Origin of the sequence: Nitratireductor mangrovi (genome assembly GCF_007922615.2) — a bacterium.
Classification (GTDB): domain Bacteria; phylum Pseudomonadota; class Alphaproteobacteria; order Rhizobiales; family Rhizobiaceae; genus Mangrovimarina; species Mangrovimarina mangrovi.
Window position 1 is genome coordinate 3,189,336 of the sequence record NZ_CP042301.2, and the last position, 14,200, is coordinate 3,203,535.

General features: G+C 66.8%; 13 protein-coding genes. 3 read left to right on the plus strand and 10 right to left on the minus strand.

The features are described 5' to 3' along the window. Nucleotides 1-49: 49 nt before the first annotated feature. Nucleotides 50-985, minus strand: a complete 936-nt coding sequence (bcoG, locus tag FQ775_RS15515; protein WP_146300074.1) for a 3-dehydrocarnitine:acetyl-CoA trimethylamine transferase BcoG — start codon at nt 983-985, stop codon at nt 50-52. A 74-nt stretch (nt 986-1,059) separates the two neighbouring features. Here bcoG and FQ775_RS15520 point away from each other — a divergent pair, with 74 nt between their 5' ends. Continuing rightward, a complete protein-coding gene (locus FQ775_RS15520) occupies nt 1,060-2,040 on the plus strand; it encodes a GlxA family transcriptional regulator (protein ID WP_146300075.1) in 981 nt (326 codons plus the stop codon). A gap of 111 nt (nt 2,041-2,151) precedes the next feature. Here the strand turns inward: FQ775_RS15520 and FQ775_RS15525 are convergent, their stop codons facing one another. From FQ775_RS15525 to FQ775_RS15540, 4 genes are read right to left on the minus strand one after another with little or no spacing between them, the layout of a single operon-like run. Further along, nucleotides 2,152-3,093: an alpha/beta fold hydrolase gene (locus FQ775_RS15525; RefSeq protein ID WP_246730151.1), complete on the minus strand. Its 942-nt coding sequence runs from the start codon at nt 3,091-3,093 to the stop codon at nt 2,152-2,154. A 21-nt stretch (nt 3,094-3,114) separates the two neighbouring features. Continuing rightward, nucleotides 3,115-4,323: a 3-oxoadipyl-CoA thiolase gene (gene pcaF / locus FQ775_RS15530; RefSeq protein ID WP_146300076.1), complete on the minus strand. Its 1,209-nt coding sequence runs from the start codon at nt 4,321-4,323 to the stop codon at nt 3,115-3,117. Between the two features lie 5 nt (nt 4,324-4,328). Then, a complete protein-coding gene (locus FQ775_RS15535) occupies nt 4,329-5,000 on the minus strand; it encodes a 3-oxoacid CoA-transferase subunit B (protein ID WP_146300077.1) in 672 nt (223 codons plus the stop codon). Then, nucleotides 5,000-5,716, minus strand: a complete 717-nt coding sequence (locus FQ775_RS15540; protein ID WP_146300078.1) for a 3-oxoacid CoA-transferase subunit A — start codon at nt 5,714-5,716, stop codon at nt 5,000-5,002. The genes FQ775_RS15535 and FQ775_RS15540 overlap by 1 nt, the downstream gene beginning before the upstream one ends. An 86-nt stretch (nt 5,717-5,802) precedes the next feature. On the opposite strand from FQ775_RS15540, the gene FQ775_RS15545 reads away from it, so the two are divergent. Continuing rightward, on the plus strand, nt 5,803-6,597 hold the full coding sequence (locus FQ775_RS15545) for an IclR family transcriptional regulator domain-containing protein (RefSeq protein WP_146300079.1): 795 nt from the start codon (nt 5,803-5,805) through the stop codon (nt 6,595-6,597). A gap of 119 nt (nt 6,598-6,716) precedes the next feature. Continuing rightward, a complete protein-coding gene (locus FQ775_RS15550; RefSeq protein ID WP_167813009.1) occupies nt 6,717-7,160 on the plus strand; it encodes a nuclear transport factor 2 family protein in 444 nt (147 codons plus the stop codon). A 4-nt stretch (nt 7,161-7,164) separates the two neighbouring features. Here FQ775_RS15550 and FQ775_RS15555 read toward each other — a convergent pair whose 3' ends face one another. The 5 genes from FQ775_RS15555 to FQ775_RS15575 form a co-directional block, all read right to left on the minus strand. Then, nucleotides 7,165-9,522 (minus strand): glycoside hydrolase family 31 protein, encoded by a 2,358-nt coding sequence (locus FQ775_RS15555; RefSeq protein WP_146300081.1) that lies wholly within the window; start codon nt 9,520-9,522, stop codon nt 7,165-7,167. Nucleotides 9,523-9,551: 29 nt separating this feature from the next. After that, a complete protein-coding gene (locus FQ775_RS15560) occupies nt 9,552-10,655 on the minus strand; it encodes an ABC transporter ATP-binding protein (protein ID WP_146300082.1) in 1,104 nt (367 codons plus the stop codon). A 30-nt stretch (nt 10,656-10,685) separates the two neighbouring features. Further along, on the minus strand, nt 10,686-11,732 hold the full coding sequence (locus tag FQ775_RS15565) for a carbohydrate ABC transporter permease (RefSeq protein WP_146300083.1): 1,047 nt from the start codon (nt 11,730-11,732) through the stop codon (nt 10,686-10,688). A 3-nt stretch (nt 11,733-11,735) separates the two neighbouring features. Then, nucleotides 11,736-12,728: a carbohydrate ABC transporter permease gene (locus FQ775_RS15570; protein ID WP_432420029.1), complete on the minus strand. Its 993-nt coding sequence runs from the start codon at nt 12,726-12,728 to the stop codon at nt 11,736-11,738. A gap of 172 nt (nt 12,729-12,900) precedes the next feature. Next, nucleotides 12,901-14,172, minus strand: a complete 1,272-nt coding sequence (locus FQ775_RS15575) for an ABC transporter substrate-binding protein (RefSeq protein WP_146300084.1) — start codon at nt 14,170-14,172, stop codon at nt 12,901-12,903. Nucleotides 14,173-14,200: the final 28 nt, after the last annotated feature.

Consider the following 14,200-nt stretch of genomic DNA (forward strand, 5'->3'; position numbering starts at 1 on the left):
CCGGCAGGCCAGAGGGGGGCGTGAGGCGAACTCATCTTCTCGAGTCTCTCTACGGTGCCGCCACCGGCGCTCGCTTCACCAATCCCAGCTTCTTGCGCACTTCCTCCGGGCCGATCACGCGCGCGCCCATGTTCTGCACGATCGTCACCGCGCGCTCGACCAGCTGCGCGTTGGTGGCGAGTTCGCCCTTGCCGAGCCACAGATTGTCCTCCAGCCCGACCCGCACATTGCCGCCGGCGAGCACCGTGGCCGCGACATAGGCCATCTGGTTGCGGCCGAGCGCGAAGGCCGAGAAAGTCCAGTCGTCCGGCACGTTGTTGACCATCGCCATGAAGGTGTTCAGATCGTCGGGCGCGCCCCAGGGCACTCCCATGCAGAGCTGCACCAGCGCGCCGCCCACTTCGGGCTTCGCCTGCAGGACACCTTCCTTCACCAGTTCCTTCGCGAACCAGAGATGGCCGGTGTCGAAAGCCTCGATCTCCGGCCTCACGCCCATCTCCGTCATCATGCCGCCCATGGCGCGCAGCATGCCGGGCGTGTTGGTCATGACGTAGTCGGCCTCGGCGAAGTTCATTGTGCCGCAATCGAGGGTGCAGATTTCCGGCAGGCACTGGCGCACATGCTCGACGCGTTCGGCGGCACCCGCCATGTCGGTGCCCTTGTCGTTGAGCGGCAGCGGCTTTTCGGCCGAACCGAACACCATGTCGCCGCCCATGCCGGCGGTGAGGTTCAGCACCACGTCGACCTCGGCATCGCGGATGCGCTCGGTCACCTCACGGTAGAGCGCGATGTCGCGGCGCGGGGCGCCGGTCTCGGGGTCGCGGACATGGCAATGGACGATCGCAGCGCCCGCCTTCGCCGCTTCGATGGCCGCATCGGCGATCGCCTTCGGCGAACGGGGCACATGGGGAGAGCGGTCCTGGGTGCCGCCCGAGCCGGTGACGGCGCAGGTGATGAAGACCTCGCGGTTCATGGCAAGCGGCATCGGCATCCTCCCTTGGCTCGGAGGGAATGATGTCGCGTCTTGCACTGCCATGATTTGCACTTTACCAAACAGAATTGATGAAAAGCGAAAGCCGAACGATCTTCCGGCCCGAGCGGGACCTGCTTTCCGTCACCTTTCTCGTCTTTTCCGGCACGTCCATCATGTGCGTCGCCTCGGCGATCGACCCGCTGCGCGCAGCCAACCGCATCGCCGGCCACAAGGTCTTCGAATGGACCATCGTCTCGCCCGACGGCCAACCGGCGATGACCACGTCCGGCCTGCCGGTCGCGGTGGCCGGCGCGTTCGACGCCCGGCGGCCGAGCGAGGTGCTGGTTGCGGTCGGCGGCTTCGGCACGCGGCTGCAATCGGCGCCGCCGCTTGTCGCGGCCTTCCGCCGCGCCAGCCGGCAGGCCCGCGCCGTCGGCGGCATCGAGGCCGGCACCTGGCTGCTGGGTCAGGCGGGACTGCTCGACGGACGCGCCGCGACCACGCACTGGGAGGATCTGGAGGATTTCGCCGCCGCCTTCCCGGGCTGCGACGTCAGGCCCGACCGCTATGTGATCGACGGCCCGGTGTTCACCACGGGCGGCGCATCGCCGACCTTCGACCTGATGCTGCATCTGGTGCGCGAGCGCCTCGGCATGGCGGTGGCGCTCGATGTCGCCTCGGTGTTCATCTACGACCAGACGCGCGCGGCGACCGACGCCCAGCCGCTGGTGTCGCTGGGCCGGCTCGACGGCTACGATCCGCGATTGGCGCAGGCGATCCGGCTGATGGAGAGCCATGTCGACCGGCCCTTGCCGGTCTCGGCGATCGCCCGCCGCTGCGGCGTTACGGCCAGAACGCTGGAGACGATTTTCGCCGCCGCGATCGGCGAGACGCCCGGCGCCTACTATCTGCGCCTGCGCCTGAATGCGGCGCGCCGCCTGGTGCTCGACACGGCCGAGCCGATGGCCGACATCGCCGCGCGCACCGGTTTTTCAAGCGCCGCTGCCTTCAGCCGCGCTTTCTCCCGAACCTTCGGCCAGCCGCCGGCACGGATGCGGAAGAGCTGAGCGTTGAACCACGTGCCGGTCTCGTCCGACCGACCTTCAGGCACGTGCCGGGGCCTGACTTTCGAGGACTGGACACGTGAGTAGCCACCAGCAAGAGCGGCCCGGTTCGGGTTAACCGGCGTTCGAGACATGGGACCGACGGCCTGCATTGCCGTCGGCCGCTCCCGGTGCGGCAGGCGCCGCCACGGTTTCGATGAGATCCCTCAGGATGTCGCCGGACCGGGTCCACAGGATCGAACCGCCGGCATCGTCATCGACCGTCAGCTTAGCATTCGGCAGGCGCCGCGCCAGCGTGACGCCGAAATCCGGCGAATGGACAGGGCTCGCATCCAGGCGGCCATACCAAAGGCGGACCGGCACCGCGATCTCCTCGAGGGCGAACGGCCATTCGTTCACGGCATTGACGAGGTCGCGCGCATAGCCGCCCGCGCCCTGCGAAAAACCTTCCGCCAGGCAGGTGCGGTAGAGCCGGCCAAAGGCTCCGTCCTCATAGACCTGCCGGTCCTGCGGCGCGCTCATCGAAACGACCATCTGCCATAGCCATTCCGCGGACGCCGTGGCGGCAATCTGCTGCTCGAACGCCGTCGGATCCGCCCTTGCGGCCGCGATCATGGCGGCCACAATCGGATCGAGCCGGTCTTGCAGGTCCGCGCAACCGAGATCGTCCTGTCCGGCGACAATGGCGACGGCGCTCACGAGACCGCCAGCCGCCAGCGCCAGGGCGAAGGGGCCACCCTGCGAGAAGCCGACGGCGCACGGTCTCGTCAGGTTCCTGGCGCCGATCAGTTCGCCGACATCCCGGGTCCAGCTCTCGAACGATTTCGCCGCGTCGACACCCGATGCGCCGAGCCCCGGCCGGTCGATGCCGATCAGACGGACATGCTCACGCTCCAGGCATTCGGCGCCGAAACCGAGCGAGCCGCTCATGCCGGCGCCGGTGCAGAACAGGACTGGAAGGCCCTCGCGCGGCCCCCACTCGCTCCAGGCCAGGCGACGGTCATCGGCAAGCCGCAGGGAGTCCGTGCGCGCCGCCGGTTCGACCAACAGGCTCAAACTCGTTGCTCCGCTTGGTCGCTACACCCGTTCCAGCGCGATCGCGATGCCCTGGCCAACGCCAATGCACATCGTCGCCAGCGCCAGCTTCGCCTGACGCTCGTGAAGTTCCAGCGCCGCCGTGCCGGTGATGCGGGCGCCCGACATGCCGAGCGGATGGCCGAGCGCGATGGCGCCGCCATTCGGGTTCACGTGCTCCGCGTCCTCGGGCAGGCCGAGATCGCGGAGCACGGCGATGCCCTGGGAGGCAAAGGCTTCGTTGAGCTCGATGACACCGAAATCGGACGGCTTGATGCCGAGGCGCGCGCAGAGCTTCCTGGTTGCCGGCGCCGGGCCGATGCCCATGATGCGCGGCGGCACCCCGGCGGCGGCCCCGCCCAGCATACGCGCGATCGGCGTAAGTCCATACTTACGGGCCGCAGCCTCGGAGGCGATGATCATCGCCGCGGCGCCGTCATTGACGCCCGACGCATTGCCGGCCGTCACCGTGCCGCCCTCCTTCTTGAACGGCGTTGGCAGCTTGGCGAGTGTTTCGACCGTGGTTCCGGCGCGCGGGTGTTCGTCCTTGTCGACCACCACCGGGTCGCCCTTGCGCTGCGGGATGGTCACCGCGACGATTTCCTTGCCCAGCCGGCCGTTTTCCTGCGCCGCAACCGCCTTGGACTGGCTGCGCACGGCAAATGCGTCCTGGTCGGCGCGGCTCACCTGGAACTCCTCGGCGACGTTCTCGCCGGTCTCGGGCATGGAATCGATGCCGTATTGCTTCTTCATCAGCGGGTTGACGAAACGCCAGCCGATAGTGGTGTCGTAGATTTCCGCCTTGCGCGAAAACGCGCTGTCGGCCTTGGGCATGACGAACGGCGCACGGCTCATCGATTCCACGCCGCCGGCGATCATGATCTCGGCCTCGCCGGCCTTGATGGCGCGCGCGGCGATAGTGGCGGCGTCCATGCCGGAGCCGCAGAGCCGGTTGACCGTCGAGCCCGGCACCTCGGTCGGCAGGCCCGCCAGAAGCAGCGCCATGCGCGCGACGTTGCGGTTGTCCTCGCCGGCCTGGTTGGCACAGCCATAGACGACATCGTCGATCGCCGCCCAGTCGACCTGGGCATTGCGCTCCATCAGCGTGCGGATCGGCACGGCGCCGAGATCGTCGGCGCGCACCGCAGACAGCGACCCGCCGAAGCGGCCGATGGGCGTGCGGACATAATCGCAGATGAAGGCTTCGGGCATGGGACTCAGAGCTCCGGTACGTTGAGTTCGCCGATCGTGTCGCCGGTCACGAGCCGCGCGCCGGTGACGGCCTGCAATTCGTCGAGGCTGATCGACGGCAGCTTTTCGCGCAGGACGAAGCGTTTGTCGACAATGTCGATCACGGCAAGGCTGGTATAGACGGTGGTGATGCAGCCGACGCCGGTGAGCGGCAGGGTGCAGGTCTCCAGAAGCTTCGGCTCGCCCTTCTTGGTCACGTGGTCGGTGACCACCCAGACCTGCCTGGCGCCGTGAACCAGGTCCATCGCGCCGCCGACCGCCGGCACCGAACCGGCGCCGGTGCTCCAGTTGGCCAGGTCGCCATTCTCGGCCACCTGGTAGGCGCCGAGCACGGCCACGTCGAGATGGCCGCCGCGCACCATGGCGAAGGAATCGGCATGGTGGAAAAAGGCCGCGCCCGGATTGAGCGTCACCGCCTTCTTGCCGGCATTGATCAGGTCCCAGTCCTCCTCGCCCGCCGGCGGCGCCTCGCCGAAATCGAGGATGCCATTCTCGGTGTGGTAAGTGACCTCGCGGCCCTTCGGCTTGAATTTGGCAATCATCTCCGGAAAGCCGATTCCGAGATTGACATAGGCGCCGTCGGGCAGGTCCTGCGCCGCGCGCCAGGCGATCTGTGCGTTGGTGAGCTTCGTTGCCATCATGCGGCTCCCTCGCGCAGCAGGGCCTCTTCCTGTTTCGGGTCGGCGACCTCGACGATCCTGTCGACGAAGATGCCGGGCGTCACCACATGTTCCGGGTCGATCTCGCCCGGTTCGACGACCCGGCTCGCCTGGACGATGGTGGTGGTCGCCGCCATCGCCATCAGCGGCGAGAAATTGCGCGCCGCCTTGCGGTAGGTGAGGTTGCCCTTGCGGTCGGCGAGTTCCGCCTTGATCAGCGCCACGTCGGCCTTGAGCCAGCGCTCCTGGACATATTGCCGACCGTCGAACTCGGCCAACGGCTTGCCCTCGGCGAGCTGGGTGCCGTAGCTTGTCGGCGTATAGAAGGCGGGAATGCCCGCGCCGCCGGCGCGGATGCGCTCGGCAAGCGTGCCCTGCGGCACCAGTTCCAGCCCGATCTCGCCGGCAAGATATTTGTCGGTGAAGGCCTTTGGGTCGGAGGAGCGCGGGAACGAGCACACCATCTTCGCCACCATGCCGGCGTAAATCATCGCCGCGATGCCGACCGCGCCGTTACCCGCATTGTTGTTGATGACGGTGAGATTGCCCGGCGAGCCGGTGCGCTTGTAGCGCTCGACCAGCGCATGGATCAGCTCGATCGGCGCGCCGGCACCGCCGAAGCCGCCGATCATCACCGCCATGCCGTCCTCGACCGCGTCGAGCGCCTCTTCGAGGCCTGGATAGATCTTGTTCATCGTCGCTCGATCCCGCCACCACCATTCCCGCAGCACATTACGAAGTTCGTATTGCGAACAATTGTTTTCTATGCGAAACTCGATACATGGAACCGACGCCAGAGTCAACGCGTGCCGACGCCGTCGCGCGCGATCTTGTCGGCTCGCTGGAGCGCGGGCTGGCCGTCATGGAAATCCTCGCCGCGCATCCTGCCGGTCTCACGCTGACCGAAATGGCAGCCGAGGCGGGGCTGACCCGTGCCGGTGCCCGGCGCTTCCTGCTGACCCTGGTCGCGTCGGGTTACGCCGTCCAGGATGGCCGCACCTTCCGGCTGTCGTCGCGGCTCCTTGCCGTGGCGCGCACCTGGCTCGGGGGCGCCTCGCTGTGGACCTTCGCCGAACCGTTCATGCGCGCGGTCTCGGAGCGTTTCGGCGAGGCGTGCTCGGCGGCCGAACTCTCCGGCGAGGACGTCGTCTACGTCGCCCGCGTGCCAGGCCGCCACATCGTCAGCATCGGTCTCAATGTCGGTACCCGCCTGCCGGCCTTCTGCACCTCGATGGGGCGGGTGCTGCTGTCGGGGCTCTCCGCGCCGGAACTGGACCGCTTTCTGGCCAAAGCCGACATCCGCAGTCTGACGCCGAAAACCCTCACCAGCCGCGCCGCTCTGAGGAGCGCCATCCTTGCCGCCGCGCGCGACGGCCATGCGCTGGTCGACGAGGAGCTGGAGCCCGGCCTGCGCTCGATCGCCGTTCCGGTACGCGACCGTTCCGGCGCGATCGTCGCCGCGATCAACGTCTCCACACAATCGGCACGGCTTTCGGCCAGGCAGATGACCGGCGACGTGCTGCCGGTGCTGCGCGAGACGGCGACACGGATCGAGCACTTTTTCGTCGCGCAGTGAGCCGGCGGCGAAAGCCACTTGCCATAAGGTGTCAGGAGACCGGGCCGTCGGCGGCTTTCGGGTGGCCGACAATGGTTCACGATGCTTCCTGCACGGTCGCCGCAGCAAGGAGCATTTCCATGACCGACCAGGAAGCCGAAACCTTCGTCCGCAGCTTCGAGGCGGCGTGGGCGAACCATGATGGCCACGCCATGCAGGCCCTGTGGCAACCCGACGGCAGGCTGTTCACGCCGATCGTCGACCGTCCGGTGTCGCCGCACGAACTGCCCGCGCTCCTCGCTGCCCAGACCCGCATGATTCCCGATCTTGCCTGGCACCTCGTCGACTGGGCGGTGCGCGGCGAAACTGTCTATGTCGAGTGGCGCGTGACGCAGACCCTGGCCGGCATTCCCGTGGAGTGGACCGGCATGGACCGCTTCCTGATGCGCGACGGCAAGATTTTCGAGGAACGCGTGTACGCCGACACCACGCCGATGCGACTGATCGCCGACGCAGGCATGCGCGAGCGCGCGGCCGCGGCAAGCCGAGACGATTTTTCGCCGACGGCCATGATCCGCATTTGACGGCCTACCAGCGGGTGTCCGCCTCGAAGTTCCGCCCTGCCAGCCCGCGGCAGGCGAGCGTCAGTTGCGGCCGGCCGCGGCCGCTCCATCTCTCGCACGCTTCAAGCCGGACCGACTTTTCATCCCAATCAGCCTCGCAGGCGACCAGCGACGCCTCCCCGTCGCGATAACCCCAGCCCAGACCATCGTCGAAAAACGCCTCGCGCCGTGTCTCTCCCGACCCTTCACCGGCAAAAAGCGTCAGCTCGACCTCGGCAAAATCGTGCGGCGTTGTGTCCGGCCATCGGGTGGCGAGCGGCAGGATCGCCCCCGACCGCACCAACACCGGCAATCGCCCGAGCGGCGCGTCGACCGTAACGGCCTGCCCGCCTTCGTGGATGGCGCCGGAATGGAAATCGTGCCAGCCGCCCTCGACCCGCGGCAGGAAGACCTCGACGCGCGTCGCCCCCGCCTCGACCGCCGGCGCCACCAGCACGTCCGGGCCGAGCATGAAGGCGTCCATGTCCGCCCGGCATTCGGGATCGTCGAAATGATAGAAAAGCGGCGCGATCAGCGGCGACCCGTCGCGATGCGCCAAATAGGCCAGATGATAGAGATGGGGCAGGAACCGGTAACGCAGGGCGAGTGCCGCGCGCACGTTATCGGTCGCCTCGGAATGCATCCATGGCAGGTTGGTCGGGTCGTCGAGCTGCGGTTTCCATGAATTCATCACCGCGCGCGGGTGCAGCGACATCATCTCGACCCAGCGCACGAAGAGTTCCGGCTCCGCCTTCGGCCCGTCGAAGCCGCCGATGTCGTGGCCGGTGAACTGCATGCCGGAAAGGCTCATCGACAGCCCCTGGCGCAAATTCCATTTCAGCGTGTGCCAGCTGGTGCGGTTGTCGCCCGACCAGGTCTCGCCGTAGCGTGAAATGCCGATCGGCCCGGCGCGGCTGATCGTGTAGGGCCGTTCGTCGGGCCGGCGCGCGAGTGTCGCCTCGTAGGTGGCGCGGGTCATCAGCAGCGCGTGCACCGGCCGCATGTCGATCGCTGGCAGCGGCTTGCCGAAACCGTCGATGGTCGCGGTCTCGTCCCAGAGCTCGCATTCGTTGTTGTCGTTCCACGCCGCGGTGAAGCCGGCTTCCAGCACCTGCGCGGAAATGCCTTGTTTCCACCAGTCGACGGTGGCGGCATTGGTGAAGTCGAGGCTGGAGCCGTTGCCGCCCCAGAACATCTCCACCGCCGGCTTGCCGTCCTGCCGGCGCACGAACCAGCCTTCGGCCGCGGCTTGCGGGTAGTCGGGATGTTCGGTCAGAAGCACCGGCTTGACGTTGGCGGCGGTGCGGAAGCCGAGTTCGGCGAGGTGCCGGAAGAAGCCGGCGCGGTCGGGGAACTTCTTGTCGTTCCAGGTGAAGACATAGCGCCGCCCGTCATCCCTGGTGGTGTAGCCGGAGCCGGAATGGATGGCGCTGATCGGGATCCTTTCGGTCCGGCAGCGTTCGGCGAAGCCGGTCATGACCCGCTGCGCGTCGGGCGCGTCGGCATGGTGCATGGTGGTGAAGGCGAAACCCATCGACCAGCGCGGCGGAAAATGCGGCCTGCCGGTCAGTTGCATCAGCCGCGGAACGATGTCGCGCAGCTTCGGCCCGGCGACCACGTAAAGCACCATGCCCGCTTCCTGGATATCCACGTGCCGGTAGTGCGGGTGATAGTTGGAATGTTCCGCGCCCAGATCGAAGGTGGTTTCCGAAAGCGTATCGTAGAAAAGGCCGGTGGCCCAGCCGTCCGCCATCTCCGCGATCACCCAGGGCGCGTGCTTGTAGAGCGGATCGGCAGTCTGGGCATTGTAGCCGAGCGAGTCGGTCTGCAGGCAGCGCAGCCGGCGCCCGGTGCGGTCGAGCGGACCGGTCTTGTCGCCAAGCCCGTAGTGCCGGTCGTCGAGGCCGCGCATCTGGAAGTGGCGGAAGATGCCGCGACCGGCGAACCACTGATAGGCGCCGGTGGTGCGGTCGGCCACCACCGTGCGCCAACTGCCCGCGTCGCGGCGCTGAATGGTCAGCGCGAGCGGCACCGACTGCACATGGACACACCAATCGTCGCCCAGCGTGACGATCGTTCCCGCGCCGCCGGTCTGGTTGACTGACGCGGGCAGAGGCGACTGGAAACCTTCCGTCGACAGCCTGTCGCGCCCGGGCCAGGGCACATCATCCCCGGGCGCGATCATCCAGGTGCGATCCACCGTGAAGCCGCCATCGGGAACGACGGCGATGCGCAGCAGCCAGTCGGCAAGCGCTTCCACCCGCAGCGAGAATCCACCCGACAGCGGCGCGGTCGCGCCGGTCGCCGTCTCCTCAAGGGAACCGGAGATCGTGAGAAAGGACATTATCTGACCTGCATTGCGCGTGCGAGAGGCTACACCGCCTCCCCGATCACCAGGCGCCTTTGCGCCCTGCCATCCGACTTGCGGAAGAGGTGGGTGAATTCCGGCCGGAACAGGACATGTGCCGTCTCGCCGCGGCCGATCGCGGTCTGGCCGGCCAGATGCACGGTCAGCGCCGTCTTGTCGGCGGTTTCGCAATAGAGATAGGACTCGCCGCCCAGTTGCTCCACCGAATGCACGGTCACGGCATGGCCGCTGCCCTCCCCGACCTGGAGATGGTCGGGCCTGATGCCGAGTTCCGCCGCCTCGCCCGCTGTCAGCCCTTCACCCGTGACCGCCGCCCTGAAATCGTTGCCGGCCGCGTCTGTCACCGTGACGCCGTCGGCGCCGATCTCCTTCACCGTCACCTCGATGAAGTTCATGCGCGGCGAGCCGATGAAGCCGGCAACGAAGCGGTTCTGCGGCTGGTTGTAGAGGTCGAGCGGCGAACCCGACTGCTCGATCCGCCCGTCGCGCAGCACCACGATCTTGTCGGCCATGGTCATCGCCTCGATCTGGTCGTGGGTGACGTAGATCATGGTGTTGCCGAGCCGGCGGTGGAGCGAGGCGATCTCGCCGCGCATGGTCACACGCAACTCAGCGTCGAGGTTGGACAGGGGTTCGTCGAACAGGAAGACGCGCGGCTCGCGCACCACCGCGCGGCCGATGGCGACGCGCTGGCGCTGGCCGCCGGAAAGCTGCTTCGGCCGCCGCTCCAGATAGGCCTCGATCTGCAGCATGCGTGCAGCCTCGCCGACGCGGCGCGCGATCTCGTCCTTCGGCGTGCGGATGTTTTCGAGCCCAAAGGCGAGGTTCTGGCGCACGGTCATGTGCGGGTAGAGCGCGTAGGTCTGGAACACCATTGCCAGTCCGCGTTCGGACGCGCGCTGCTCGTTGACGCGTTCGCCGTCGATCCTCAGTTCGCCGCCGGTGATGTCCTCCAGTCCCGCAATCATGCGCAGCAGGGTCGACTTCCCGCAGCCCGAGGGCCCGACGAAGACGCAAAACTCGCCATTGTCGATGGTGAGGTCGATGCCGTGGATGGCGCGCACCTCGCCATAGTCCTTGACCAGCCCGTCGAGTTCGAGAACCGCCATCGCCTCAGACCCTCCTCGCCAACGCCGTCATCACTTGACCCCGGTCTGGGCGATGCCGGTGGTGATGTATTTCTGCAGGAACGCAAACACGATGGTGATCGGCAGCAGCGTCAGAACCGTCATCGCCAGAAGGTTGGACCAGCTCGTCTGCAGGTCGCCCTGGAAGGAGTTCAGCGCCAGCTGCAGCGTGAACTGTTCCGAACGGGTCAGCACGATCAGCGGCCACAGGAAATCGTTCCAGCGCCACATCACCGAGAAGATCACCAGCACCGCCAGCGCCGGTGCAGCCAGCGGCAGCACGATGCGCCAGTAGACCCGCCATTCCGAGGCGTGGTCCATGCGCGCCGCGTCAAGAAGGTCGTCGGGAATGGTCAGCATGTATTGCCTGAGCAGGAAGACGCCGGTCGGCGTCGCCACCGCCGGCCAGATCACGCCCCAGGGCGAATTGACCAGGTTGAGCTCGGAGACGACAAGATAGATCGGCACGAGGTTAATGGTCGGCGGCACCATCAGCGTGGCGATGATCAGCAGGAACACCACGGTTCGCCCCCGGAACCGGTATTTGGAAAGCGCGAACGCCGCCATCGAGTTGAACAGCACGGTGATGATGGTCGCGATCACGGTAATGAAGACCGAGTTCCAGAAATAGAGCGCGAAATTGAAACGCTGGAACAGCTCGCTGTAATTGCCCAGTGCCAGCGCAAACTCACGCACCGGCTCGCGGTCGTTGATGTTGACGCTCAGCCTTTCGCCCGGGTTGTCGGGATCGACCATCTGGCTGACCAGCCCGATGCGGCGGATCTGGGCCAGCGTCTTGCCCTCGTGCTCACCGCCGGTGATGCGGAAGAGCTGCAACGGTTGCTCGTAACCCTCGACGCTGACCGTGACCGGCGCCAGCGGCAGCATCGACGGCGGATATTCCTGCAGCGCCGATTCGGTCTTGAAGGATGAGAGCGCCATCCATGCCACCGGGCCGAACATCAGCACCACGGCCAACGCGAGATAGCCGAAGGTCAGCCAGTCGGTGAGGTCGAGCCGGCCACGGCCGCGGGTACGCGTCAAAAACCTCCAGACCATGGCTCAGTCCTCCCCGCGCCCGCGCGCCACCCGCAATTGCAGGAGCGTCAGCACCATCAGCACCGCGGCCATCAGCAGCGAGGCGGCAGAGGCCAGCCCGTAGAGCTGCGGACGGAAGGCGAAGCCGGTCTCGTAGATGAACTGCAGGATGAGCAGCGTGGCCGAGCCGGGCCCGCCGCCGGTCAAAACGAAGATCTCGTCGAAGGCCTGGACGGCGCGGATCAGCGACAGCACCAGCACCACGGCCATGGTCGGCATCAGAAGCGGCATGGTGATCTTCGAAAACACCCGCCATTTCGAGGCGCCATCCATCTCGGCCGCCTCGTAGACGTCGGACGGGATCGCCTGCAGCCCGGCGAGCAGGATCAGCGTGTAGAAGCCCATATGGGCCCAGATCGACACGAAGACGATCCAGAAGAAGGCCCAGTCCGCCTCGACCAGCCAGTTGGTGATCGGCAGCCCCTGCCCTTCGAGCACGGCGTTGAGCACGCCATAGCGTTGCAGCACCCACTTCCAGATCAGGGCCACGACCACGGGCGACAGCAGCACCGGATAGAAGAACACGCTACGGAAGAAGCCGCGCAGCGGAATGTTGCGGTTGAGAACCAGCGCCGTGACCAGCGAGAACAGGATCATGAAGCCAACCTGCAGCACCACGAACCAGCCGGTGTTGTGGACCGCGCGCCAGAAGATGTCGCGCTGGCAGGAATTGGGATCGAGATAGTTCTGGCAGGCGAGCAGCGAGGAGAAATTCTCCATGCCGACATAGGGCCGCTGCGAAAGCAGGATGCGGTCGCTGCCGCTGGTCGCGTAGAAGAAGTTGAGGAAGATCGGCAGGAAGGTGAAGAGCCCGAAGATGACGAGGTTGGGCAGCAAGAAAACCCAGGCGATCTTCTGCGCGCCAGTCATCTTCTGGATGGCGAGCATCGGCCGTTCGAAGATCTCGAACGCGCCGCGATAGGCCAGCGATGCGACACCCGTGAGCGTTGACAGCATGGCTCGTTCCGCCGCTATCGCCTTCACCGCGCCTTGCAGGCTCGGGCGACGCCTGAAATGCCCGGTGGGACGCCCGAGGGCACCGACGCGGGCGCTGGTCGGCAGGCGGGCCCCCGGGGCCCACCTGCCTTTCAGTGGAGGATCGGCTTCACGCCGACCGTTGCGCCGGCTGCTACTGCGCCGCCGCGACCGCTTCCTTGACGTCGGCGTCGATGCGCTCGAGTGCCTCGTCGAGCGAGGATTCGCCGACGATCGCCTGGGTGATGCGGGTCACCGTGGCGTTCATGATGGCGCGGTTGTTCTTGTAGCCCTGGAACTGGAAGGCGACGGGCGAGAAGCCGGCAAGCGCGTTGCCGAACGCGGTCAGCGCGGCCTTTTCCGCGTCGGACGCGTTCTCGTACTCGATGCCCTTCACCTGCAGCGCCTGGTTGGCGGGGATGTTCTTGGTCTTGGCCAGCACCTTCGCCTGCACGTCCTCACGCGAGATGAACTCGATCAGCTTGCCGAGTTCCTCCGGCGCCGCGGTGTGCTTGAAGGCCGCGATCGCGGCACCACCCGGAATGCCGGTGCAGCCGCCCGGCCCGCAAGGGGCAGGAACCGCGACCCAGTCGAACGCGTCGCCGATGTCGCGACCGAAACGGCCGATCTGCCACGACCCGGAGAGATACATCACCAGCGTGCCGTTGGTGAATTCCGCCGCCGCGTCCTGGTAGGTGGCGCCGCCGGCGCCGGCCCACACTTCCTTGGCCATCGTGCCGTCATTGTTCCATTCGACGAACTGCTCGGCAAAGGCCCGGAAACCGTCATCGACCGTGATCGGATTGCCGTCCGCGTCGAACAGCGCCGCGCCATAGGAGATCGCCGGGCCGGCGAAGCGGTGGCCGGAACGGTCGAGCGCCATCGGATAGGGCGTCTGGGTCTTCTCGGCCACTTCCTTCGCGGCCGCCGCCCACTCCTCATAGGTCGCGCCTTTGCCCGGCATTTCCACGCCGGCCTGGTCGAACAGGGTCTTGTTGACGAAGGGACCCGTCGCCGTCTGCTGGTCCATGATGGCATAGATGCCCTTGTCGTCGGGACCGTTGACGCGGGTCCAGGCGAGCGTCTTGCCGTACTGTTCCTCGATCTTGGCCGGGTCAGAGACATGCGGGGTAACGTCGAGCATGTATTGCGCGAGCCCACCCAGGTCGGTCACGCGGGCAAGGTCGGGCCCTTCGCCGGAGGCGAGCTGCAGCGGCAGGCTCTCGACGATCGACTTGTAGGGCACCACGTCGACGGCGACGGTGGTGCCGGGATTTTCGGCCTCGAACGCCTTGAACTGCTCCGCCCAGGCGTCGCATTCGACGCCGTCCTGATAGCAGGCGAAACGCAGCTCTGCGGCGGAGACGGGCGTTGCCGCCACGATGGCCGCAAACGCGATGCCGGAAAGAAGCTGTCTCGATGTCATGAATTCCTCCCTGTTCGATGCATGCCCG